The sequence below is a fragment of the Chryseobacterium lacus genome (assembly GCF_003336205.1).
In the GTDB taxonomy this organism is placed as follows: Bacteria; Bacteroidota; Bacteroidia; order Flavobacteriales; family Weeksellaceae; genus Chryseobacterium_A; species Chryseobacterium_A lacus.
In genome coordinates, this window is record NZ_QPIE01000003.1 from 59,038 (window position 1) to 79,395 (window position 20,358).

23 protein-coding genes are annotated in these 20,358 nt (G+C 39.3%); 17 read left to right on the top strand and 6 right to left on the bottom strand.

Features of this window, described 5'->3' with window-relative positions; translation table 11 throughout:
- Positions 1-18: 18 nt before the first annotated feature.
- Entirely contained in the window at positions 19-2,154 is a 2,136-nt protein-coding gene (locus tag DQ356_RS04105; protein ID WP_114303212.1) for a S46 family peptidase, read from the bottom strand.
- 76 nt (positions 2,155-2,230) lie between these two features.
- Between DQ356_RS04105 and DQ356_RS04110 the strand changes: the two genes are divergently transcribed.
- From DQ356_RS04110 to DQ356_RS04130, 5 genes are all read left to right on the top strand, one after another.
- Positions 2,231-2,659, top strand: coding sequence for an META domain-containing protein (locus DQ356_RS04110; protein ID WP_114303213.1), 429 nt, complete (start codon positions 2,231-2,233; stop codon positions 2,657-2,659).
- Between the two features lie 84 nt (positions 2,660-2,743).
- Positions 2,744-3,013, top strand: a complete 270-nt coding sequence (locus tag DQ356_RS04115) for a SemiSWEET family sugar transporter (protein ID WP_114303214.1) — start codon at positions 2,744-2,746, stop codon at positions 3,011-3,013.
- A 26-nt stretch (positions 3,014-3,039) separates the two neighbouring features.
- Positions 3,040-4,257, top strand: coding sequence for a GTPase HflX (gene hflX / locus DQ356_RS04120; RefSeq protein WP_114303215.1), 1,218 nt, complete (start codon positions 3,040-3,042; stop codon positions 4,255-4,257).
- Positions 4,257-4,979: a DNA alkylation repair protein gene (locus tag DQ356_RS04125; protein ID WP_114303216.1), complete on the top strand. Its 723-nt coding sequence runs from the start codon at positions 4,257-4,259 to the stop codon at positions 4,977-4,979. Before hflX ends, DQ356_RS04125 begins: the two co-directional genes overlap by 1 nt.
- Positions 4,966-5,304 carry a DUF6122 family protein gene (locus DQ356_RS04130; protein ID WP_114303217.1) on the top strand — a complete coding sequence of 113 codons (339 nt, stop codon included), beginning with the start codon at positions 4,966-4,968 and terminating at the stop codon, positions 5,302-5,304. The genes DQ356_RS04125 and DQ356_RS04130 overlap by 14 nt, the downstream gene beginning before the upstream one ends.
- Positions 5,305-5,366: 62 nt before the next feature.
- Here the strand turns inward: DQ356_RS04130 and DQ356_RS04135 are convergent, their stop codons facing one another.
- Positions 5,367-5,750: a group III truncated hemoglobin gene (locus tag DQ356_RS04135; RefSeq protein WP_114303218.1), complete on the bottom strand. Its 384-nt coding sequence runs from the start codon at positions 5,748-5,750 to the stop codon at positions 5,367-5,369.
- A gap of 70 nt (positions 5,751-5,820) precedes the next feature.
- Between DQ356_RS04135 and DQ356_RS04140 the strand changes: the two genes are divergently transcribed.
- The 7 genes from DQ356_RS04140 (at position 5,821) to DQ356_RS04170 (ending at position 12,582) form a co-directional block, all read left to right on the top strand.
- Positions 5,821-6,315 (top strand): YkgJ family cysteine cluster protein, encoded by a 495-nt coding sequence (locus DQ356_RS04140; protein WP_114303219.1) that lies wholly within the window; start codon positions 5,821-5,823, stop codon positions 6,313-6,315.
- Positions 6,316-6,386: 71 nt separating this feature from the next.
- The gene (locus DQ356_RS04145; RefSeq protein ID WP_114303458.1) at positions 6,387-7,994 is read left to right on the top strand and encodes a fumarate hydratase; all 1,608 of its coding nucleotides are present in this window, start codon (positions 6,387-6,389) and stop codon (positions 7,992-7,994) included.
- A gap of 93 nt (positions 7,995-8,087) precedes the next feature.
- Positions 8,088-8,363, top strand: a complete 276-nt coding sequence (locus DQ356_RS04150; RefSeq protein WP_114303220.1) for a hypothetical protein — start codon at positions 8,088-8,090, stop codon at positions 8,361-8,363.
- Positions 8,364-8,549: 186 nt separating this feature from the next.
- Positions 8,550-10,193, top strand: coding sequence for a glucose-6-phosphate isomerase (pgi, locus tag DQ356_RS04155; RefSeq protein WP_114303221.1), 1,644 nt, complete (start codon positions 8,550-8,552; stop codon positions 10,191-10,193).
- Positions 10,190-11,026 (top strand): class I SAM-dependent methyltransferase, encoded by an 837-nt coding sequence (locus DQ356_RS04160; protein WP_114303222.1) that lies wholly within the window; start codon positions 10,190-10,192, stop codon positions 11,024-11,026. Before pgi ends, DQ356_RS04160 begins: the two co-directional genes overlap by 4 nt.
- Positions 11,027-11,029: 3 nt before the next feature.
- A complete protein-coding gene (locus tag DQ356_RS04165; RefSeq protein ID WP_114303223.1) occupies positions 11,030-11,908 on the top strand; it encodes a bifunctional 5,10-methylenetetrahydrofolate dehydrogenase/5,10-methenyltetrahydrofolate cyclohydrolase in 879 nt (292 codons plus the stop codon).
- 44 nt (positions 11,909-11,952) lie between these two features.
- Positions 11,953-12,582 carry a 7-carboxy-7-deazaguanine synthase QueE gene (locus DQ356_RS04170; RefSeq protein ID WP_114303224.1) on the top strand — a complete coding sequence of 210 codons (630 nt, stop codon included), beginning with the start codon at positions 11,953-11,955 and terminating at the stop codon, positions 12,580-12,582.
- Between the two features lie 29 nt (positions 12,583-12,611).
- Here the strand turns inward: DQ356_RS04170 and DQ356_RS04175 are convergent, their stop codons facing one another.
- Positions 12,612-12,842 (bottom strand): hypothetical protein, encoded by a 231-nt coding sequence (locus DQ356_RS04175; RefSeq protein WP_114303225.1) that lies wholly within the window; start codon positions 12,840-12,842, stop codon positions 12,612-12,614.
- Between the two features lie 167 nt (positions 12,843-13,009).
- Between DQ356_RS04175 and miaE the strand changes: the two genes are divergently transcribed.
- The 3 genes from miaE (at position 13,010) to DQ356_RS04190 (ending at position 15,652) form a co-directional block, all read left to right on the top strand.
- Positions 13,010-13,588, top strand: coding sequence for a tRNA-(ms[2]io[6]A)-hydroxylase (gene miaE, locus DQ356_RS04180; RefSeq protein ID WP_114303226.1), 579 nt, complete (start codon positions 13,010-13,012; stop codon positions 13,586-13,588).
- A 79-nt stretch (positions 13,589-13,667) separates the two neighbouring features.
- The gene (locus tag DQ356_RS04185) at positions 13,668-14,222 is read left to right on the top strand and encodes a DUF502 domain-containing protein (RefSeq protein WP_228420647.1); all 555 of its coding nucleotides are present in this window, start codon (positions 13,668-13,670) and stop codon (positions 14,220-14,222) included.
- A gap of 53 nt (positions 14,223-14,275) precedes the next feature.
- Positions 14,276-15,652 (top strand): tryptophanase, encoded by a 1,377-nt coding sequence (locus tag DQ356_RS04190; protein ID WP_114303228.1) that lies wholly within the window; start codon positions 14,276-14,278, stop codon positions 15,650-15,652.
- 67 nt (positions 15,653-15,719) lie between these two features.
- Here the strand turns inward: DQ356_RS04190 and DQ356_RS04195 are convergent, their stop codons facing one another.
- Both DQ356_RS04195 and DQ356_RS04200 read right to left on the bottom strand, forming a co-directional pair.
- Positions 15,720-16,247 carry a DUF6646 family protein gene (locus tag DQ356_RS04195; protein ID WP_114303229.1) on the bottom strand — a complete coding sequence of 176 codons (528 nt, stop codon included), beginning with the start codon at positions 16,245-16,247 and terminating at the stop codon, positions 15,720-15,722.
- A 30-nt stretch (positions 16,248-16,277) separates the two neighbouring features.
- Positions 16,278-17,501: a PQQ-dependent sugar dehydrogenase gene (locus DQ356_RS04200; RefSeq protein WP_114303230.1), complete on the bottom strand. Its 1,224-nt coding sequence runs from the start codon at positions 17,499-17,501 to the stop codon at positions 16,278-16,280.
- Positions 17,502-17,629: 128 nt separating this feature from the next.
- On the opposite strand from DQ356_RS04200, the gene uvrB reads away from it, so the two are divergent.
- A complete protein-coding gene (gene uvrB, locus DQ356_RS04205) occupies positions 17,630-19,621 on the top strand; it encodes an excinuclease ABC subunit UvrB (protein WP_114303231.1) in 1,992 nt (663 codons plus the stop codon).
- 24 nt (positions 19,622-19,645) lie between these two features.
- On the opposite strand, the gene DQ356_RS04210 is transcribed toward uvrB, so the two are convergent.
- Entirely contained in the window at positions 19,646-19,906 is a 261-nt protein-coding gene (locus DQ356_RS04210; RefSeq protein WP_228420635.1) for a DUF3820 family protein, read from the bottom strand.
- Positions 19,907-20,008: 102 nt separating this feature from the next.
- On the opposite strand from DQ356_RS04210, the gene DQ356_RS04215 reads away from it, so the two are divergent.
- Complete coding sequence (locus DQ356_RS04215) at positions 20,009-20,353, top strand: hypothetical protein (protein WP_114303232.1); 345 nt, start codon at positions 20,009-20,011, stop codon at positions 20,351-20,353.
- Positions 20,354-20,358 lie beyond the last annotated feature (5 nt).

Sequence of the window (20,358 nt, forward strand, 5' to 3'; positions counted from 1 at the left end):
AGATATTAGAACTCAATTTTATTTTACAATGGTCATTTCATTGATCAAATGGCCTGCTCCGGCGAATTTGTCAATAACCCAAAGTACATATCTGGAATCTACGGCAATGGTTTTCTGCCATTCTTCCTCGAAAACGATGTCTCCGGAAAGGGCTTCAGAATTTCCGTCGAAAGCTAAACCAATCAGTTCTCCGTTACCGTTCAAAACCGGCGATCCGGAATTTCCGCCTGTGATATCATTATCGGTAAGGAAATTAACCGGAAGGTATCCTGCAGGATCAGCGTATTGTCCATAATCTCTTTTCGCATTCAGGTCGATAAGCTTTTGTGGCATATCGAATTCTTCGTCTCCTTTTTTGTATTTTGCTACAGTTCCGTCTAGATCTGTGTAGAAATTATTGGTAACACCATGGTAATTTCTGTCATCTCTGAAAGGAAGTGTCGAGATTTTCCCGAAAGTAATTCTCATGGTAGAGTTGGCATCCGGATAAAATTCAACTTTGGGATGTGATTTTCTTAAACCGTCGAAATAAAGTCTGTTGATGTTGCTGAATTTATCATCTTCCGCTGAAAATTTATCGTTCAGTTTTCTTTGATCTTCCACATATCCGGTACCCAGTTTATAAAGCGCATCTCTTTCCAGCGTTTGCATATCTGGATTGTTAAGGAAATTCATGGCTGAGTTTCTGTTTGCAAAAATGGAATGTTTCGCAACATCGTCCAGAAGATCAGCATTGATATGCTGGAAATAAGGCGAAGCCACAAAGCCATCCACTTTGGATTTATACAGGCCCACCATGGTTTTCAGCATTTCCTGCTCCATTGCCGGATTGAATTTCTCATACATCGTATTGATTCTTTCCGATAAAGTTTTCTTCAGTTCCGCTTTTTTGGCAGCATCGGTTTCGTTCATCATCGTTTTGAAAGCACTTCCCAAAGAAACGGCGTAAGAAATATACTTTGCATTTCTGGTCATTTGTGAAGCATAATTTCTTTCTACACCTCTGGCAGAGGTTGTTTTGTAATAAGACTCCATATCAGCAAGTACATTTCCGTACAGGTCTTTATTTTCAGGTTTTTGTGCCCATTTTTGGAATACCTCTTCTACCTTTTGTTTATCCTGAATCGTTCCGTTTTTATTGACGGATTCAATGGTTCCTTGTCTGTTTTTCCAGTAATTGGCTACGGAAGCGTACTGAGAAGCGTAATTTAATTTCGTAGCCTGATCGCGATCCATATACTTTTTCATCACATCCATCGCATTTCTGGACGCGTCTACCCAACCCGGGTAATCTTTATTTACCAGTTGATCAATTCCGTACGATGTCATATAACGGTTTGTTCGTCCCGGATATCCTACAATCATTGCAAAATCTCCTGCTGTAAAAGGTTTTATAGAAACGGGAAGGTGATGTTTAGGCTTCATCGGAACATTGTTCGGGGAATATTCTGCCGGATTTCCATTGACGTCCGAATAAACTCTGAAAACCGCAAAATCTCCGGTGTGTCTTGGCCATTCCCAGTTATCGGTATCACCACCAAATTTTCCGATGGAATTAGGCGGAGTTCCTACCAATCTCACATCTTTAAAATCCTGATAAACAAAATAATAAAATTCGTTTCCATTGTAAAAATCGCGAACTACTACGGTATATTTTCCGTTCTCAGAATTTTCATTCTGAATCTTTTTATACTCAGCGTCGATGATGTCTCTTCTTTCTTTGGTGGACATTTGGTTATTCAGCAACGCATTGATTCTGTTGGAAACATCATCCATTCTAACCAGAAATCTCACTGAAAGACCTTTTGCCGGAAGTTCCTGGCTTTTGTTCATCGCCCAGAATCCATTCGTGAGATGGTCTTTTTCAGGGGTAGAAAGCGCTGCAATCTGTCCGTAACCACAATGGTGATTCGTGAACAGCAACCCTTCTTTAGACACCATTTCCGCAGTACATCCGCCACCAAACTGCACGATGGCATCTTTCAGGCTAGAGCCATTCACCGAATAAATTTCTTCTGCAGTTAATTTTAGTCCTTTTTTCTGTAAATCCTGTCCTTTCAGTCTGTTTACCAGCATCATCAGCCACATTCCTTCATCGGCTCTCATTTGAACAAAACTCAACATGAATGTTAAGAGTAAAAATATCTTTTTCATAAGTAAAATTAAATTTGCCGCAATTTAATCATTTTTTAATGTATTTTTGAATGATCTGTTTAAAAAACCCGGATAAATGAAAAGTTTCGCTATGCAGTTGCTGCTCCCTTTAATGTTAATTTTGATGATGAATTGTAACTCACAACACAACAAAGATCAACTCCAAAAACAGTGGAGCCTGATTTCATTTAGCGATTTTGATAAAACTCTGCTGACGAAAAACAATGCGTACCTGAATTTAATTCCTAAGGAATCTGCTGAAAACCAGTACAGTGCCTACATGGGATGCAACAATTTATTTTTAACCGCAAAATTTGATTCAAAAGGAAATGTTGAGTTTTCCGATATTGGCGCCACCATGATGTATTGTGAAAATAATATGGAACTGGAAAAAAACTTCATCTCGCAGATTGCTGAAATGAAATCGTACCGTATTGAAAATCAGCGCCTGATTCTTGCAGATGGGCAAGGAAACGAAATGATTTTTACGACCAGTGAAAAGTGATGCCTGCAATTTTATATTAAATATCCGAAATAGTAGAAACATTTTAGGCCTTCAAAGCCCGTTATTTACGGATAAAAAGAACAGATGGATGTAGATCCCGAAATTATCGGATTTTTTGCAGGAGGTTTGTCTTCGGCCTTATTTATTCCTCAGATTATCAAAATTTTCAAAGAGAAATCAGCTGAGGAAATATCATTGCTCACCTGTATTATCGGTATTGTGAGTGCGGGACTTTGGCTTTGGTACGGCATTATTCAGGAACATATTTCCATGATTGTTACCAATTCTATAGCTTGTATAGCGACCACTGTTCTGCTTGTTTTCAAAATGATTTATAACCGGGGAAAAAACTAAATTTGTAACATTGAAAGGAAGAATTTATGCTTGAAAAAAAAGATCATAGTTATGAACGCGCCGTTTTGGTCGGCTTAATTACCAGAGATCAAAATGAAGAAAAACTAAATGAATATCTTGATGAACTGGAGTTTCTTGCTTATACAGCAGGAGCATCCGTAGAAAAAAGATTTACACAAAAAATGACTCAGCCGGACGCCAAAACCTTTGTAGGAAGCGGTAAAGCTGAAGAAATCAAAGAATATGTAAAAGAAAACGAAATCGGAACCGTTATTTTCGATGACGAACTTTCCCCGTCACAACTGAAAAATCTGGAACGGGAACTGGAAGTGAAAATTATCGACAGAACCAATTTAATCCTCGACATTTTTGCACAAAGAGCACAAACTTCCTACGCACGAACTCAGGTGGAATTGGCACAATACGAATATTTACTTCCACGATTGACCAGAATGTGGACTCACTTGGAAAGGCAGCGAGGAGGAATCGGAATGCGCGGTCCCGGTGAAACGGAAATTGAAACCGACAGAAGGATCATCCGCGACAGAATTTCTCTTTTGAAAGCAAAATTGAAATCCATCGACAAACAAATGACGACCCAAAGGCAAAACCGTGGAAAAATGGTGCGCGTAGCTTTGGTAGGATACACGAATGTCGGGAAATCTACGCTCATGAATGCGCTTTCAAAATCCGAAGTTTTTGCTGAAAATAAATTGTTTGCCACGTTGGATACTACGGTGAGAAAAGTAGTGATCGGGAATTTGCCGTTTCTTTTAACCGATACCGTAGGATTTATCAGGAAATTACCCACTCAGTTGGTGGAAAGTTTTAAATCTACGCTGGATGAAGTTCGTGAAGCGGATTTGCTGATTCATGTGGTGGATATTTCTCATGAAAGTTTTGAAGATCATATTGATTCTGTAAATCAAACTTTGATGGAAATAAATGCGCATCAGAAACCGATGATCATGGTTTTTAATAAAATAGACGCTTTTGCTTACGAACAGAAATCTGAGGACGATCTGACTCCTTCCACGCGAAAAAACATTTCACTGGAAGCATGGATGAAAACTTGGATGGCAAAATCCAAACATCCTACCGTGTTTATTTCTGCGCTCAACAAAGAAAATTTTCCGGAAATGAAAAAACTGATTTATGAAGAAGTTCATCGTATTCATATTTCCAGATTTCCGTACAATGATTTTCTTTTTGAATATTTTGATGAGGAAGAAACGGAGAAATAATGACCGAAGAAATCAAAACTGCGCTTCAGTTTCTTTCCCAACCTGAGAAAAAGGAATTCTTTCCCCGCTTTTTTAAATCCGGGCCGGGCGAATATGCTGAAGTCGACGAATTCATCGGCGTCACGGTTCCGGATCAACGGAAAATAGCCAAAGCTTATTTTCAGAAAATTTCTTTGAAAGAACTGAGCGTATTGTTATCTTTAAAAATCCATGAGCACCGTCATTGCGCTCTGCTGATGCTTGTTTCTAAGTATGAGAAATCAAAATCTGAAGAGGAAAAACATGAAATTGTGGATTTCTATCTTCAGCATTTGGAGTATATCAACAACTGGGATTTGGTGGATAATTCCTGTTATAAAATTCTGGGAAGACACAGTTTTGAACATGATGACGACAGCATTTTGCGAAATTTATCAGTTTCAGAAAATCTTTGGCAGAAGCGCATGGCCATCGTCGCGACACTGTGGCATGTAAAGAAAGGATCTTTTCAACTGACACAGGAATTGGTGCTTCAAAACCTGAAACATACTCATGATCTGATGCACAAAGCCAACGGCTGGTTACTGCGTGAAATGGGAAATAAAAATGAAGAAATTCTCCTCGGTTTTCTGAATAAGCATTATCGGGAAATGCCGCGAACCACACTTCGTTACGCTATTGAAAAGCTGAATGAGGCGCTTCGGCAGGATTATTTAAAAGGAAGAATATATGGAGTTGTCTGATTGGCGAACCTTTGTTCATTATTTTTTACATTTGGTTTTTCCGGTTTTTATAGCGCTGGTTTTCTTCAGAAAAAATTGGAAGAAAGCTTACTTTCTGATGCTTGCAACCATGTTGGTAGATCTGGATCATCTTCTGGCAACACCGCTTTTCGATCCGGACAGGAACAGTATCGGGTTTCATCCGTTACATTCTTATCCGATGATTGCGCTGTATTTTCTGGGAACTATTTTTCTTAAAGGAAATCTCAGGATTATTTCCGTAGGACTTCTATTTCACATGTTTACAGACTTTCAGGACTATTATTTATGGAATAATATCAATTAGTTTCTTAAATAATTATTTAATTTTAAAACTCTCAAAAATAAACAGTTTCGAAACAGCTTTTTTTATTCCAACTTTTTCGCTACCGCCATTTTGTGAGCCATGAGTTGTGATATATTTCTGGCTTTATAAACGGCCATTTCTGCAATTTCACCTGCGAAAAGTTCCTCTACCGTTTCTGTCCAGAGCTGAAGCCAATGTTGAAAATGATGTTTTTCTATGGCAACTTTCGCATTAACAGGAAAATGGGCGGACATGGGATTTCCTTTGTAAGAGACCTTTCCGAATAACAAAGTTTCCCAAAACTGATACATTTTCGGAAGGTGAATATTCCAGTCTACCTGAGCTACATCATTAAAAAAATAACCAATGGTTTCGTCTTTCTGAATTTTGCCATAAAAAGTATTCACCAGAAGTTCAATGTCTGCTCTTGTTTCAAGATCTTTCATAACCACAAAGTTATGAAATATTATAAGCATTGCCTTTTGGATGAAATTTTAAAAAAAGTAAATTTGCCCGATGGATTTGGAACTTCATAAAATACAAGCGCTTCAGAAACAAAAAGAACATCAGAAATTTCTGGCACAGCTGAAGAAAAAACCGCCCAAAAATCTGGATGTTACTGTTCAAAATATTCATGATGAAGTTTTTAAAAATATCAATTGTCTCAAATGTGCCAATTGCTGCAAAACCACAGGACCACTTTTTACGGAAAAAGATATTGAAAGAATATCAAAAGGCCTGAAAATGAAAGCTGTAGACTTTGAAAATCGTTTTCTGAGAACGGATGAAGATCAGGATAAAGTACTGAATTCGCTTCCATGTTGGTTTTTGAATGAAGACAACACCTGTTCTATTTATGAAATAAGGCCAAAAGCCTGTCGCGAATTTCCACATACGAACAGAAAGAAAATTTACCAGATTAATCATCTTACCATTCAAAACACCGTTATCTGTCCCGCTGCATTTTCATTTGTAGAGAAAATGTCTCTGCATTTGCAGCACAAAAAATGATTTTGATCACACCGTTGCAGTGCCTGCCAATCGGTAAATTTCTGTAAATTTGCTGTTATAAAAAATTAATGATGGAATTTCAGTATCAGGAACCTTATCCTATTTTAAAAGATGACACGCAATACAAAAAACTGACTTCGGATTTTGTAAAAATAGAAAAACTTGGCGACAGGGAAATTCTCGTGATCGACCCGAAAGGCCTCGAATTTTTAGCCGAAAATGCACTTAGCGATGTTTCTTTTATGCTTCGCCCTTCACATCTTCAAAAATTAAAAAATATTATTGATGATCCTGAAGCTACTGATAACGACAGATTTGTTGCGTACAATCTTCTGCAAAATGCCGCTGTAGCTGTGGAAGGAGCACTGCCGTCATGCCAGGATACCGGAACCGCGATTTGTGTAGCCAAAAAAGGCGAAAATGTGTACACCGGTGCTGAGGATGCAGAATGGATTTCCAAAGGAATTTTTAATACGTACCAAAACCGAAATCTCAGATATTCACAAATCGTACCTCTTACCATGTTTGAGGAAAAAAACTCAGGTTCCAATCTCCCCGCACAGATCGACATCTACGCAACGGCAGGAGATTCCTACAAATTCCTGTTTCTTGCAAAAGGTGGTGGTTCGGCCAATAAAACTTTCCTGTATCAAAAAACCAAGTCGTTGCTGAATGAAAAATCCATGGAAGAGTTCATCCGGAAATCTATAATGGATTTGGGCACCGCAGCTTGTCCGCCATATCACCTCGCCTTGGTGATTGGAGGAACTTCGGCGGAAGCCAATTTGGCTGCTGTGAAAAAAGCGAGCGCCGGATATTATGACCATCTTCCTACAGAAGGAAATATGGGCGGACAGGCATTCCGCGATTTGGAATGGGAAGAAAAAGTGCAAGATATTTGTCGAAAAAGTACAATTGGTGCTCAGTTCGGAGGGAAATATCTCACTCATGATGTTCGCGTTATCCGGTTGCCAAGACACGCTGCGAGTTGTCCGGTTGGGATGGGAGTTTCCTGTTCGGCAGACCGGAATATCAAGGCAATGATCAATAAAGAAGGAATTTTTCTGGAACAGCTGGAAGAGAATCCTAAAAGATTTTTGCCGGAAACGCCACCACATTTGGAAGCTCCTGTAGCCATAGATCTTAATCGTCCTATGGCAGAGATTCTTGCTGAACTTTCAAAATATCCGATAAAAACAAGACTGAAACTTAGCGGAACCCTTATTGTGGCTCGTGATATTGCGCATGCAAAAATCAAAGAAATTCTGGATTCCGGTAATCCGATGCCCGAATATTTTAAGAATCATCCGATTTATTACGCCGGGCCGGCTAAAACGCCAGAAGGGATGGCCTCCGGAAGTTTTGGGCCTACAACCGCCGGGAGAATGGATGTGTATGTGGACGAATTTCAGGCTCATGGCGGCAGCATGATTATGCTGGCAAAAGGAAACCGAAGCAAGGATGTTACGAATGCCTGTGCGAAATACGGTGGTTTTTATTTAGGATCTGTTGGCGGCCCGGCTGCGATTCTGGCAAAAGAAAATATCAAATCGGTAGAAGTAGTTGATTTTCCGGAATTGGGTATGGAAGCCATCCGTAAAATTGAAGTAGTGGATTTTCCTGCTTTTATTATTACAGATGACAAAGGGAATGATTTCTTCGAGAGTATTTCCCGTTAAAATGATCTAAAGTGCTTTCAAATAACAAAAATCAGGATGAAAAACTTTTTTAATACAACAAAATAATTTAATTTTGCTCAAAATCTGAATTCAATGTTATTGATATTATCATCTTTCTGGCCAGGTTACCAATTCTTTTGGTTCGTGTTTTTTGTAATCATGTTCCTGATAGGATTCTGGTGTATCCTGATGTTTTTCGGAGTCATCATCCCAATGTGGCTGACTTCAGGATTAAGAGAATATTTTGGAAAAACAAAACCTTTCGATCCTGAAGATATAAGAAGAAAAACATTACCGGAACAAGGTGCCGAAGTGATTTACAGCAATCCGAAAGGTCGCGGCCCGTTTAATGATCACGGTCATCATTAACCTGATGGCATTGCTTTTCTCACTTTAATCCGGGAAAGCAATCCTCAAGCAAAACACTATATTTATCCGCTTTCACACTTCTGAAAGCGGATTTTTTATTTCTGCTAACTCATTGTGTTCTTTCCAAAGCCTTATTTTTTCCGTAACTTTGTCTCAGTTTGAAGTTCGGTTACAATTCAAAAATGTATGCTCGCTAAAATAAATCCTACCACCACACAGGCCTGGAAAAAGCTTCAGGCTCATTTTGCCCGGACCGATTTTGATTTGCGGACTTTATTCCTGCAGCCGGAGCGTTTCAGCAATTTTTCGGTTGAGAAAGAAAATTTCCTTTTCGATTATTCTAAAAATTTGATTAACGAGGAAACGATTACGCTTCTGTTTCAGCTTGCGGAAGAATGCCAATTGAAGGAAGCAATTGACAGCATGTTTTCCGGAACTAAAATTAATGAAACAGAAAGCCGAGCTGTTCTTCATACTGCACTTCGTCATTTTTCTGATGATCCGATTTTGATTGATGGCAAAAATATCAAGGAAGAAATCAGAATGGTTTTGAATCAGATGCGGGATTTTTCTGAAAAAATAATTTCCGGCGAGCATCGCGGATTTTCGGGTAAACAAATTACAGATGTCGTCAATATCGGAATCGGCGGTTCAGATCTGGGTCCGGCGATGGTGGTATCTTCCTTGAAACATTTCAAAACCCGGCTGAATGTACATTTTGTTTCCAATATTGACGGAAGCCATCTGGCGGAAACAGTGAAAGCACTGAATGCTGAAACCACACTTTTTATTATTGCCTCCAAAACCTTCACAACTCAGGAAACTATGACCAACGCAGCATCTGCTAAAGATTGGTTTTTAAAAAATGGTGGTGAATATGAGGATATTGCAAAACATTTTGTGGCGATATCAACGAATACAAAAGCAGTAAAAAACTTTGGTATTGATGAAGAAAATATGTTCAGGTTTTGGGACTGGGTTGGCGGAAGATACTCTCTCTGGAGCGCCATCGGATTAAGTATTGTTTTAGCCGTTGGTTTTACCCGTTTTGAGGAATTGTTGACAGGTGCTTTTAATGTGGATCAGCATTTCCGGACAGCGAAATTCAGCGAAAATATTCCGGTAATTATGGGATTGCTGGGAATTTGGTACAGAAATTTTCATCATGCAGAAACCCATGCAATTCTTCCTTATTCTCAATATCTACATCGTTTTCCGGCCTATTTGCAACAGGCAGATATGGAAAGCAACGGCAAGTCTGTGGATCGCAACGGTGAATTTATTAATTACAAAACTGGCCCTATTCTTTGGGGCGAACGCGGAACCAACGGGCAACATGCATTTTTTCAGCTGATTCATCAGGGAACTGCAATAATTCCTGCAGATTTTATTGCTTTTACCCAGTCTGCAGATCATCTTTCAGATCATCAGGAAAAATTGCTGGCTAATTTTTTCGCTCAGCCGGAAGCCTTGGCTTTTGGAAAAACGGAAATCGAAGCAAGAACAGAACTGGCAAAATCCGGAATGGATGCTGCAACTGTAGAAAATCTCGTTAATCATCATATTTTCCAAGGAAACAAACCCACAAATAGTCTGCTGTTTAAGGAGTTGACTCCTTTCTCTTTGGGACAGCTTATTGCACTTTATGAACATAAAATCTTTGTGCAGGGCGTGATCTGGAATATTTTCAGTTATGATCAGTTTGGAGTAGAGTTGGGGAAAGTTCTGGCCAAAACGATACTTCCGGAGTTGAAAAATGATCATCATATTACCTCTCACGATAGCTCCACCAATGGTTTAATTGCTTATTTTAAACGCCATCATTTATGAGTATTCGCTCTTTATATTATGCATTAAGCCCCGAAATCAGGCTGTTGGTAAGAAAAATCTATTATTGGCCACACGATTGCTATAGAAACCTTTTCGGAAAAAAAGGAATAATGGAACCCGGAAAAGGAGACATTTATATTGGATCCGGAGATTTCATAGAACAAGGAAAAAAGCAGGCACAACAGCTTAAAGAGTATATTGATTTGAGAAGTGATGACGTGGTACTGGATATTGGCAGCGGAATTGGCCGAACTGCAGTTCCTTTAACGGAAATAATCACCACAGGACAATACGAAGGTTTCGATGTCGTAAAAAAGGGAGTGGACTGGTGCCAAAAAAATATTACAACAAAATACCCTAACTTCAGTTTCAAATTCGTTCCGCTTCACAACGATTTGTACAATACATTTGATACCAAAGTTTCGGAATTTAAATTTCCATATCCCAATCATCATTTTGATAAAGTTTTTCTTTTTTCAGTTTTCACCCACATGAAAACTCATGAAATTCAACATTATCTCAAAGAGATTCAAAGGGTAATGAAACCCGAGGGAAAGTGTCTGGCTACTTTCTTTTTGTACGATGAAAACACTGAAGAAACGATTGCAAATAATGAAGGATTCAGCTTTCCGCATCAGTTTTCAGAAGGCTATCGGCTGATGAATAAAAAAGTGGAATCCGCGAACATCGCAGTCAGTATTCCGCTCTTACAGAAAATGACAGAAAACGCTGGATTAGAAATCGAAAATATACAACCTGGATATTGGAATGGCTTCGTTTCAAAAGAAAATGCCGCCCATTTCCAGGATATAGCAATCATCAAAAATAAATAAAAAATGGCTCAGATTCTTGACGGACTCAAAGTTTCCAAAGAAATCAAACAAGAAATTCAACTGGAAGTAGAAAAAATTACAGAAGCAGGGAAAAGGCCGCCTCATTTGGCAGCGATTCTGGTGGGTGAAAACGGCGCAAGTAAAGCCTACGTCAACAGCAAGGTAAAAGACTGCAAAGAAGTAGGATTTGTTTCGTCTTTAATCCGTTTCCCAGACACTGTTTGCGAGAAAGAGCTTCTTGCGGAGATTACAAAACTCAACGATAATGAAGAAGTGGACGGATTTATTGTCCAACTTCCACTTCCGAAAGGAATAGATCAGGAAAAAATCATCAATGCAATAGATCCTAAAAAAGATGTGGATGGTTTTCATCCGGAGAATTTCGGCAGAATGGCATTGGAAATGGAAGCATTTCTTCCTGCAACACCGTATGGAATCATGACATTACTGGAAAGACATCACATACCTACCCGCGGAAGACACTGCGTGGTAGTAGGCCGAAGCAGAATTGTTGGCAGACCGATGAGCATTCTGATGAGCAGCAAAGGAAATCCCGGAGATGCAACCGTAACAGTCGTGCACAGCCATACCCGGAATATAGAAGAATATACCCGGAATGCGGATATAGTTATCGTGGCTTTAGGTGCTCCGAAATATCTGAAAGCAGACATGATCAAAGAAGGTGCAGTTATTATTGATGTGGGAATAACCCGCGTAGAAGATACAGGAGCAAAAGGTTATCACCTTGAAGGCGATGTAGATTACGAAAGTTGCGAACCGAAAGCGGGATGGATTACCCCGGTTCCAGGCGGAGTTGGACCGATGACAAGGGCAATGCTGATGAAAAACACTTTACTTGCCTACAAGAGATTTAATAAATAATTTTGCAAGACAGAATTCTATGAATGGATTTTGTACAAAAATAAATGACAAACGATCAGGAAATACTATTAAAACAAGGAAAAATGCTCCCGGTGATGGAGCATTTTTATACCATACAGGGCGAAGGTGCACATACCGGAAAAGCAGCCTATTTTATAAGATTAGGCGGTTGTGATGTAGGCTGCCATTGGTGCGATGTGAAAGAAAGCTGGGATCCTAATTTACATCCACTTATGGATGCGAAATCTGTAGCCGAAATAGCAGCAAGTTTTTGCAAAACTATCGTATTAACCGGCGGAGAACCGCTGATGTGGAATCTTGACATCCTAACCGGAAGGCTGAAAGAACTGGGATGTACCATTCATATCGAAACCTCCGGCGCCTATCCTATGAGTGGAATTCTAGACTGGATTTGTCTTTCTCCAAAAAAGACAGGATTGCCAAAGCCGGAGATTTATCAGCAAGCTCAAGAATTGAAAATGATTATCTTCAATCAACACGATTTTAAATTCGCCGAAGAACAAGCAGCCAGAGTTTCTCCTGAATGCCGACTCTTTCTACAAAGCGAATGGAGCAAGCGACACGAAATGTATCCTAAGATTACAGATTATATTCTGGCAAATCCACACTGGCAAGCTTCCGTACAAACGCATAAATATTTAAACATTCCATGAGTTAGCACGAAAAAAATAACGTGGAAATCTTAGTCTTTTCTGCTGTTACTTCTTACGATAAAGGCAATCAAAACGATTAAAAGCAATGCACCTATCACCCAATATAACGGATTTGCCATCCATTCTTCAGTTGTGGTACTAGTGGTGGTAGTTTCAGTGATGGAAATGCTGTCTTGGGCAAAAGCCGCAATACTTGAAAGCAGCATAATAGTAAGCAACACGAGTTTTTCGGATTTTCTTTTTAATAATGAAGTTGTCATAATTTTATTTTTTAATAGTTGAATAATTGATAGGATGAGAATTTCAACTAGAGTGCCACAAAATCAAAATTTCTGAAATCATGTGAATCATATAATGAGATGTTATAATTTTGAAAATGGAATTTTATCAATGATAAATCTTAAATTTACCAAAAACACAGGAAAATATGTTCAAATTAAAACTCCCGACTGATCCGCGCTGGGCGAATATCGCAGAATCCAATCTTCCTGAGATTCTGACGGATCACGCTTGGTGTGAGCAGAAAGCAGCCACCAATTCTATCACGCTCATTACTATGTTGCCGGAATATCCTGACATCGTTTCCGAACTTCTGGCCATTGCTCAGGAAGAACTGGATCATTTTCAGCAGGTTCATGAGATTATTAAAAAACGCGGTTATCAGCTTGGCAGAGCGAGGAAGGATGATTACGTAAATGATCTGGCCAAATTTATCATTCAGGGAAGCCGTGAAGATTTAATTATCGATAAAATGCTTTTTGCAGCCATGATAGAAGCCCGAAGTTGCGAGCGCTTTCGGGTGCTCACAGAAAATATAAAAGACGAAGAACTAAAAGTTTTTTATCGGGAATTAATGATCTCCGAGGCCAACCATTATACTACATTCATTGGTTTCGCTCGGCAGTTGGGCGATCCTGAAAAAGTGAACGAACGATGGGAAGAATGGCTTGAATATGAAGCAAAAATCATCGCAGGATATGGAACCAGAGAAACAATACACGGATAAACAAAGCTGGCTGCCGGCCAATGTGAAAAGAAAAAGAGATTTTCCGGGATTCTTCCTCAAGTCTTTTTTTCAGGGATTGATGATTATCGGCCCGTTTGGGCTCACGGTTTTCGTCATCTGGTATATTATTTCTTCTATTGATAATCTTTTTCCTTCCGTTTCACATCAGTATCCGGGATTGGTTTTTATTTCTGTTATTACTCTCACCGCCATTCTGGGATTTTTGGGAAATAAATTCATTTTAGGAAGACTTTTGCTGGACAGAATCGATTTTCTTTTGGAAAAAACACCAGGCATCAAGCATATTTATACGCCTACAAAAGATGTGATGTCGTCCTTCGTTGGCGATAAAAAGAAATTCAACCATCCCGTTTGGGTAAAGACCAACGAACATCCCGAAATATGGAGAATTGGTTTCCTGACGCAACAAAACATGTTGGAGGTGAATAAAAATGAACACGTTGCGGTTTACCTTCCGCACTCTTATGCCATTTCCGGATGGGTCATTGTCACCAAAAAAGATAACATAGAACCTATTATTGGAATGAGTGCTGCAACAGCCATGAAATTTGCTGTAAGCGGTGGTGTAGCGGGATTTCACCTTGAAAAAAATATTTCCAAAACTGCGGAATAAAATAAATTTACTATTAATATTACCAACCTTACTTACAGAAAATATTTAACGAAATGAACTTACCCTACGCTGAACCTTACAGAATTAAAATGATCGAAGAAATTCGTCAATCCACAAAAGAAGAAAGAGAAGAATGGCTGAAAAAAGCAAACTTCAATCTTTTTAATTTAAAATCTTCACAAGTATTTATAGATCTGCTCACCGACAGCGGCACAGGTGCCATGAGCGACAAGCAATGGGGTGCGCTGATGACTGGCGACGAAAGCTACGCAGGTTCCCGCTCTTTTGAAGCACTTCACAATACTGTTCAGAAAATTACAGGATTTCCTTACCTTTTGCCTACTCACCAAGGTAGAGCTGCCGAAAATGTTCTATTTTCTGTCTTGGTAAAAGAGGACGATGTGATTCCCGGAAATTCTCATTTTGACACGACAAAAGGCCATATCGAAATCAGGAAAGCGCACGCAATAGATTGTACCATAGACGAGGCTTTTGACATCAAAAACCTTCATCCTTTTAAAGGAAATATCGATCTGGAAAAACTGGAGAAAGTATATCAAACCTATCCAAAAGATAAAATTCCTTTTTGTCTCATTACGATTACCTGCAATACTTCCGGAGGACAGCCTGTTTCTATCAAGAATATAAAAGAGGTAAAAGAACTTTCTGACCGTTACGGAATTCCTATTTATTTCGACAGTGCGCGGTATGCAGAAAACGCCTATTTCATCAAACGAAGAGAGGAAGGTCAGCAACACAGAAGTATCAAAGAAATTTGTCGCGAAATTTTTTCCTACGGAGAAGGAATGACGATGAGTTCTAAAAAAGACGGCTTGGTGAACATCGGTGGATTTATTGCACTGAATAACGAAGAAGTTTTTCAAAAAGCGTCCAATTTTACTATTATTTATGAAGGTTTCATCACGTATGGCGGACTGGCTGGAAGAGATATGTCGGCTCTATCCGTTGGTCTGGATGAAGCTACCGAACTAGAGTACCTAGAAAGCAGAATTTCACAAGTTGAATATCTCGGAAATAAATTAATGGAATTTGGAATTCCGGTTCAAAAACCGATCGGTGGACATGCCGTTTTCATTGATGCATTGAAATTCTTGCCCAATGTTCCAAGAGAGGAATTTCCTGCACAAACACTGGGGTTGGAATTGTATAAAGAAGCCGGAATCCGGGGTGTAGAAATCGGGACGCTATTGGCAGACCGTGATCCCGAAACAAGAGAAAACCGATATCCGAAACTGGAGCTTTTGCGTTTGGCTATTCCGCGTCGCACCTACACTAATAATCACATGGATTACATTGCGGTGGCATTAAAAAATGTTTTTGAGAGAAGAAATGAAATCACCAAAGGATATCAAATCACCTGGGAACCGGAAATTTTGCGTCATTTTACAGTGAAGCTGAAAGAAGCGTAGAAGAACAGCACAAAAAATCCCGGAACTGAAAAGCTTTCCGGGATTTACTTTTTAGGTTATGAATAATTTATTCAGCAGTAGCACGGTTTCTGTTCAGGTCAAAAGATGCGCCTACGAGAAATGCAAACTGATTGTTCAATAAACGGTAGCCCGTCGCATCCGTATTGAATCTCGCGATAGGAAACTGAGTTTCTGCAAAAATCCCGAATCCTTTATCAAAGAAATATCGAACTCCCGCATGGCCACCGAAATTCTTCAGTCCAAGGTTCAGTCCCGGATAAATATCGAAATTTTCAGGAAGACCAATAACACCACCCAAGTGTGCGCTGGCTCTGGCTTTTACATCAAACCGATGTTCCGCCATAATTTTATCCCCAATGACATTTTCTTTAGCTCCCAGCAGATAACCAGCCTGTGCTCCAACAGAAAAACTTTCGCCCAAACCATAATCCAAAGACACCATAATTCCGGTTCCTCCGCTTTGCAAATTCGCACCAATATTCAATCGGAGGTCTCCCTCACCTCTATAGGCACTGTTTTGTGCATAGGCAAATCCTAAACTTAAAATGGAAACTGCTAATAATAATTTCTTCATATTTTATATTTTTTATCCGACAAAGATACCCTATTTTGGAGAAACTTTATACAGTTTGCCGCTGTCCGTAATACCGTACAGATTTCCATCATGGCCATTCAAAACATCTCTGAATCTTTCATTTTCGTCTTCTAATAACCATTCTTCGCCGGTTACTTTGTCATTCTCTATCACAAGCCGAATAATTTTTTTTCCGCTAAGGCAGGCAATCATTAAATTATTTTTCCATTCCGCAATATTTCCGGTATAAAAATCAATCCCGCTGGGAGAAACGGAAGGATCCCAGAAATAAACCGGTTGTTCCAATCCGTCTTTCTGCCCGATTCCTTCGCCAATGGTTTTTCCGCTGTATTCTTCGCCGTAAGTAATCGTTGGCCAGCCATAATTGATTCCAGGTTTTATGAGGTTCACTTCATCCCCTCCTTTGGGCCCCATTTCAGCCTGCCATAACGCTCCCGTTGTCGGATGAAATGCAATACCTTGCGGATTTCTGATTCCTGTAGCATAAATTTCCGGTTTCCAGCTCGGTATATTTGGATTTCCTGCAGCTGCTTTTCCTTCTTTATTTATTTTAAGAATTTTTCCTAAATAACCACTTTGATCTTGTGCCAAATGACGCGTTGCCATATCTGACCGTTCTCCTGTAGTTACGAATAAATTTCCGTCTTTATCAAAAATAATTCTGCTTCCGTAGTGTTTATCACCATCATAAGTTGGAACTGCACGAAAGATCACCACCGGATTTTCAACTGATTTCTCGTCAGCAGATAATTTTCCTTTCGCTACGGCTGTATGATTTCCGTTGCTAACTGGTTCTGAAAAAGTCCAGTATATCATTCTGTTGTTTTTAAAATCAGGATCTAAAGCGACATCTAAAAGACCACCTTGCCCTTTATCATCCACTTTTGGAAATCCGTCGACGGTAAGTTTTGTTTTACCATCTTTTGAAACAATAATCATAGATCCTGATTTTTCGGTGATCAAAAATCTTCCGTCCGGTAAATTAATAATTCCCCAAGGTTTCCCGAGACCGGAAGCGATTACCTGAGCTTCATACGGAACCGATGTTTTCACGCCTTTTACCCTGGTTTGCCCTTCATAAGCAGCCGGAATATCAGTATTTCTCTTATCACTTTCCGGATTTGGGAGGGCTGTTCCAACCGCTTCCGAAGATCCGTTTTGGCTTTTGGTATTGTTTTGGCAACCTGCAAGAAATAATGTCGCCACAGCCAGAAATTTAAATGCACTGTTCATTTATTCAAATTTTAGTAAAAATAGTTCTTTTCTGAATTGACAGGTTATAGCTTTTATGCTTATTGTTTCAAAATTAATTAGAACCATGATGGGCTGACATTACTTTTTTCTTTTTGTATTTTTGAACAATGAAATTTAATCTCCATTCCAACTTTAAACCAACTGGTGATCAGCCCCAAGCAATTGAAAAATTGACAAAGGGAATAGAAACCGGCGAAAAATATCAGACTCTTCTGGGTGTAACAGGCTCCGGAAAAACTTTTACCATAGCCAATGTTGTGAATAACATTCAGCGACCAACCATCGTTTTAGCACACAATAAAACATTGGCAGCACAACTTTTTATGGAGTTCAAGGAATTTTTCCCGGAAAATGCCATTGAATATTTTGTTTCCTATTACGACTATTATCAGCCGGAAGCGTACATTGCTTCGAGCGGAACCTACATCGAAAAAGACCTTTCCATCAATGAAGAAGTTGAGAAACTAAGACTTTCGGCAACGGCAAGTTTGCTTTCCGGAAGGCGGGATGTTCTGATAGTTGCCTCCGTTTCCTGTATTTACGGTATCGGAAACCCAAACGAATTTCATAAATCCCTTATTTCAATTGCGGTTGGTGATAAAGTGACCAGAACTGCGCTATTGCATTCGTTGGTTAATGCTTTATATGCCAGAACATTGAATGAGTTTCAGCGAGGAACTTTCAGGGTGAAAGGCGATGTTATTGATATTTTCCCAGCGTATGCGGACAATGCTGTTCGGGTTCATTTTTTTGGGGATGTGATCGAGAAAATTCAAACTTTTGATCCGGTTTCAGGAAATGTGGAAAGTAATTTCGACCAAATTCAAATCTATCCTGCCAATCTTTTTGTGACTTCAAAAGAAACGTTAAACGGTGCCATTCGGGATATTCAGGATGATTTGGTAAAACAAGTAGACTTTTTCAACAGCATTGAAAAACCTCTGGAAGCCAAGCGTTTACAGGAGCGTACAGAGTTGGATTTAGAAATGATTAAAGAACTCGGATATTGTTCCGGAATTGAAAATTATTCCCGCTATCTTGACGGAAGGTTGCCCGGCTCAAGGCCTTTTTGTCTGTTAGACTACTTTCCACGAGATTTTCTCATGGTAATTGATGAATCTCACGCGACAATCCCGCAAGTTCACGCGATGTACGGCGGCGACCGCAGCCGTAAAGAAGCCTTGGTAGAATATGGTTTCCGGCTTCCGGCTGCGATGGACAACCGTCCTTTGAAGTTTGAAGAATTTGAGGGAATGCAAAACCAGGTGATTTATGTATCCGCAACACCGGCAGATTACGAACTGGAAAAAACCGGCGGTGAATATGTGGAACAGATCATCCGTCCGACGGGACTTCTGGATCCTGTGATCGATATTCGGCCGACGATTAATCAAATTGATGATTTGATGGAAGAAATTCAAAAACGGGCAGAAATTGATGAACGCGTTTTGGTGACAACGCTTACTAAGAAAATGGCGGAAGAACTCACAAAATACTTTACAAGATTTGGAATCAGAAGCAGATACATTCATTCTGATGTGGAAACTTTGGAGCGGATCCAGATCATGCAGGATTTACGCACCGGGCTTTTTGACGTTCTGATTGGAGTGAATCTTTTGAGGGAAGGCCTGGATTTACCTGAAGTTTCTCTTGTTGCAATATTAGATGCAGACAAGGAAGGAATGCTGAGGTCAAGACGTTCGATGATTCAGACTATTGGGCGGGCTGCAAGAAATATCAACGGAAGAGCAATATTGTATGCGGATAAAATCACAAAAAGCATGCAAGCTGCCATCGATGAAACCAATTATCGACGAGATAAACAGATGCAATACAATCTGGAAAATAATATTGTTCCAACTCAGATTAACAAAAAAATATCTGAAGCTTTGGTGGGAAGAGCTAAAGATTTCCCTGATGAAAAATATACGCAGAAAGAGATCTTAAAACAGGTTGCTGAACAGCGCGAAACTTATGGCGAAGCGGATTTGGATAAGCTCATTGCTGAAAAACAGAAAGCCATGGAAGCAGCTGCGAAAAATCTTGATTTTATAAAAGCTGCGAAATTACGTGATGAAATTGCTGTACTTAAAGGTTAGAACGACTTCTTCGTTCACTGTTTCTTAAAATCTGAAAATCTTCTTTTTGGGCGAGTCATTATTCTTCGTATTTCCACGTAGCGGTGTTAGCAAATCCATTAAACCGTTAATTTTAATTTCGTAAATCGTAGAAAGTTGCATCCCGAGTTTACCTTTCGGGAAACCGCCGTTACGCATGAACCATTCAAGATAAGAAACAGGCAAATCGGCTAAAACGGTATCTTTATACTTACCGAACGGCATTCTAACAACACAGATTTCTTTCAAAATTTCAGGTTTAAACACTGATACTAATATTTGGTCTTTAAAAATAAGAAATCATTATAATTCTATAAGGTTTTCGTTAAACAATATTTTTATATTTGATCATCACAAATTAAAAATACAATGGAAAAACCAAAACCGATGCTCACCATGAGCCAAATAATGAGTAAGCTTGCAGATAAAGGAATTACGAATGAATTTCGGATGCATGAAAATCTGCAGATGATTTTGGAAGGTAATGAGCATGCTTACCAGCCAGAAGATTTAAAAATATTAAAAACTTTCCGTTTTGAAGGTGACAGCAGCCCGGAAGATAATGCAGTACTTTATGTAGTTGTAGATCAGAAGGGAAACAAAGGAATTATTATCGATTCTTATGGCGCGGAAAGCAATTATCCCGGTGAAGAATTCGATAATTTCCTTCGGAATATTCCTGTAGATGAAGATGATGAATATAATTTCTATTGATCAAC

What these genes read in the sequence shown, in the direction of transcription:
- DQ356_RS04105 (WP_114303212.1), bottom strand. Translation starts at nt 2,154, where the DNA reads ATGAAAAAGATATTTTTACTCTTAACATTCATGTTGAGTTTTGTTCAA.
- DQ356_RS04110 (WP_114303213.1), top strand. Translation starts at nt 2,231, where the DNA reads ATGAAAAGTTTCGCTATGCAGTTGCTGCTCCCTTTAATGTTAATTTTG.
- DQ356_RS04115 (WP_114303214.1), top strand. Translation starts at nt 2,744, where the DNA reads ATGGATGTAGATCCCGAAATTATCGGATTTTTTGCAGGAGGTTTGTCT.
- hflX (WP_114303215.1), top strand. Translation starts at nt 3,040, where the DNA reads ATGCTTGAAAAAAAAGATCATAGTTATGAACGCGCCGTTTTGGTCGGC.
- DQ356_RS04125 (WP_114303216.1), top strand. Translation starts at nt 4,257, where the DNA reads ATGACCGAAGAAATCAAAACTGCGCTTCAGTTTCTTTCCCAACCTGAG.
- DQ356_RS04130 (WP_114303217.1), top strand. Translation starts at nt 4,966, where the DNA reads ATGGAGTTGTCTGATTGGCGAACCTTTGTTCATTATTTTTTACATTTG.
- DQ356_RS04135 (WP_114303218.1), bottom strand. Translation starts at nt 5,750, where the DNA reads ATGAAAGATCTTGAAACAAGAGCAGACATTGAACTTCTGGTGAATACT.
- DQ356_RS04140 (WP_114303219.1), top strand. Translation starts at nt 5,821, where the DNA reads ATGGATTTGGAACTTCATAAAATACAAGCGCTTCAGAAACAAAAAGAA.
- DQ356_RS04145 (WP_114303458.1), top strand. Translation starts at nt 6,387, where the DNA reads ATGGAATTTCAGTATCAGGAACCTTATCCTATTTTAAAAGATGACACG.
- DQ356_RS04150 (WP_114303220.1), top strand. Translation starts at nt 8,088, where the DNA reads ATGTTATTGATATTATCATCTTTCTGGCCAGGTTACCAATTCTTTTGG.
- pgi (WP_114303221.1), top strand. Translation starts at nt 8,550, where the DNA reads ATGCTCGCTAAAATAAATCCTACCACCACACAGGCCTGGAAAAAGCTT.
- DQ356_RS04160 (WP_114303222.1), top strand. Translation starts at nt 10,190, where the DNA reads ATGAGTATTCGCTCTTTATATTATGCATTAAGCCCCGAAATCAGGCTG.
- DQ356_RS04165 (WP_114303223.1), top strand. Translation starts at nt 11,030, where the DNA reads ATGGCTCAGATTCTTGACGGACTCAAAGTTTCCAAAGAAATCAAACAA.
- DQ356_RS04170 (WP_114303224.1), top strand. Translation starts at nt 11,953, where the DNA reads ATGACAAACGATCAGGAAATACTATTAAAACAAGGAAAAATGCTCCCG.
- DQ356_RS04175 (WP_114303225.1), bottom strand. Translation starts at nt 12,842, where the DNA reads ATGACAACTTCATTATTAAAAAGAAAATCCGAAAAACTCGTGTTGCTT.
- miaE (WP_114303226.1), top strand. Translation starts at nt 13,010, where the DNA reads ATGTTCAAATTAAAACTCCCGACTGATCCGCGCTGGGCGAATATCGCA.
- DQ356_RS04185 (WP_228420647.1), top strand. Translation starts at nt 13,668, where the DNA reads ATGATTATCGGCCCGTTTGGGCTCACGGTTTTCGTCATCTGGTATATT.
- DQ356_RS04190 (WP_114303228.1), top strand. Translation starts at nt 14,276, where the DNA reads ATGAACTTACCCTACGCTGAACCTTACAGAATTAAAATGATCGAAGAA.
- DQ356_RS04195 (WP_114303229.1), bottom strand. Translation starts at nt 16,247, where the DNA reads ATGAAGAAATTATTATTAGCAGTTTCCATTTTAAGTTTAGGATTTGCC.
- DQ356_RS04200 (WP_114303230.1), bottom strand. Translation starts at nt 17,501, where the DNA reads ATGAACAGTGCATTTAAATTTCTGGCTGTGGCGACATTATTTCTTGCA.
- uvrB (WP_114303231.1), top strand. Translation starts at nt 17,630, where the DNA reads ATGAAATTTAATCTCCATTCCAACTTTAAACCAACTGGTGATCAGCCC.
- DQ356_RS04215 (WP_114303232.1), top strand. Translation starts at nt 20,009, where the DNA reads ATGGAAAAACCAAAACCGATGCTCACCATGAGCCAAATAATGAGTAAG.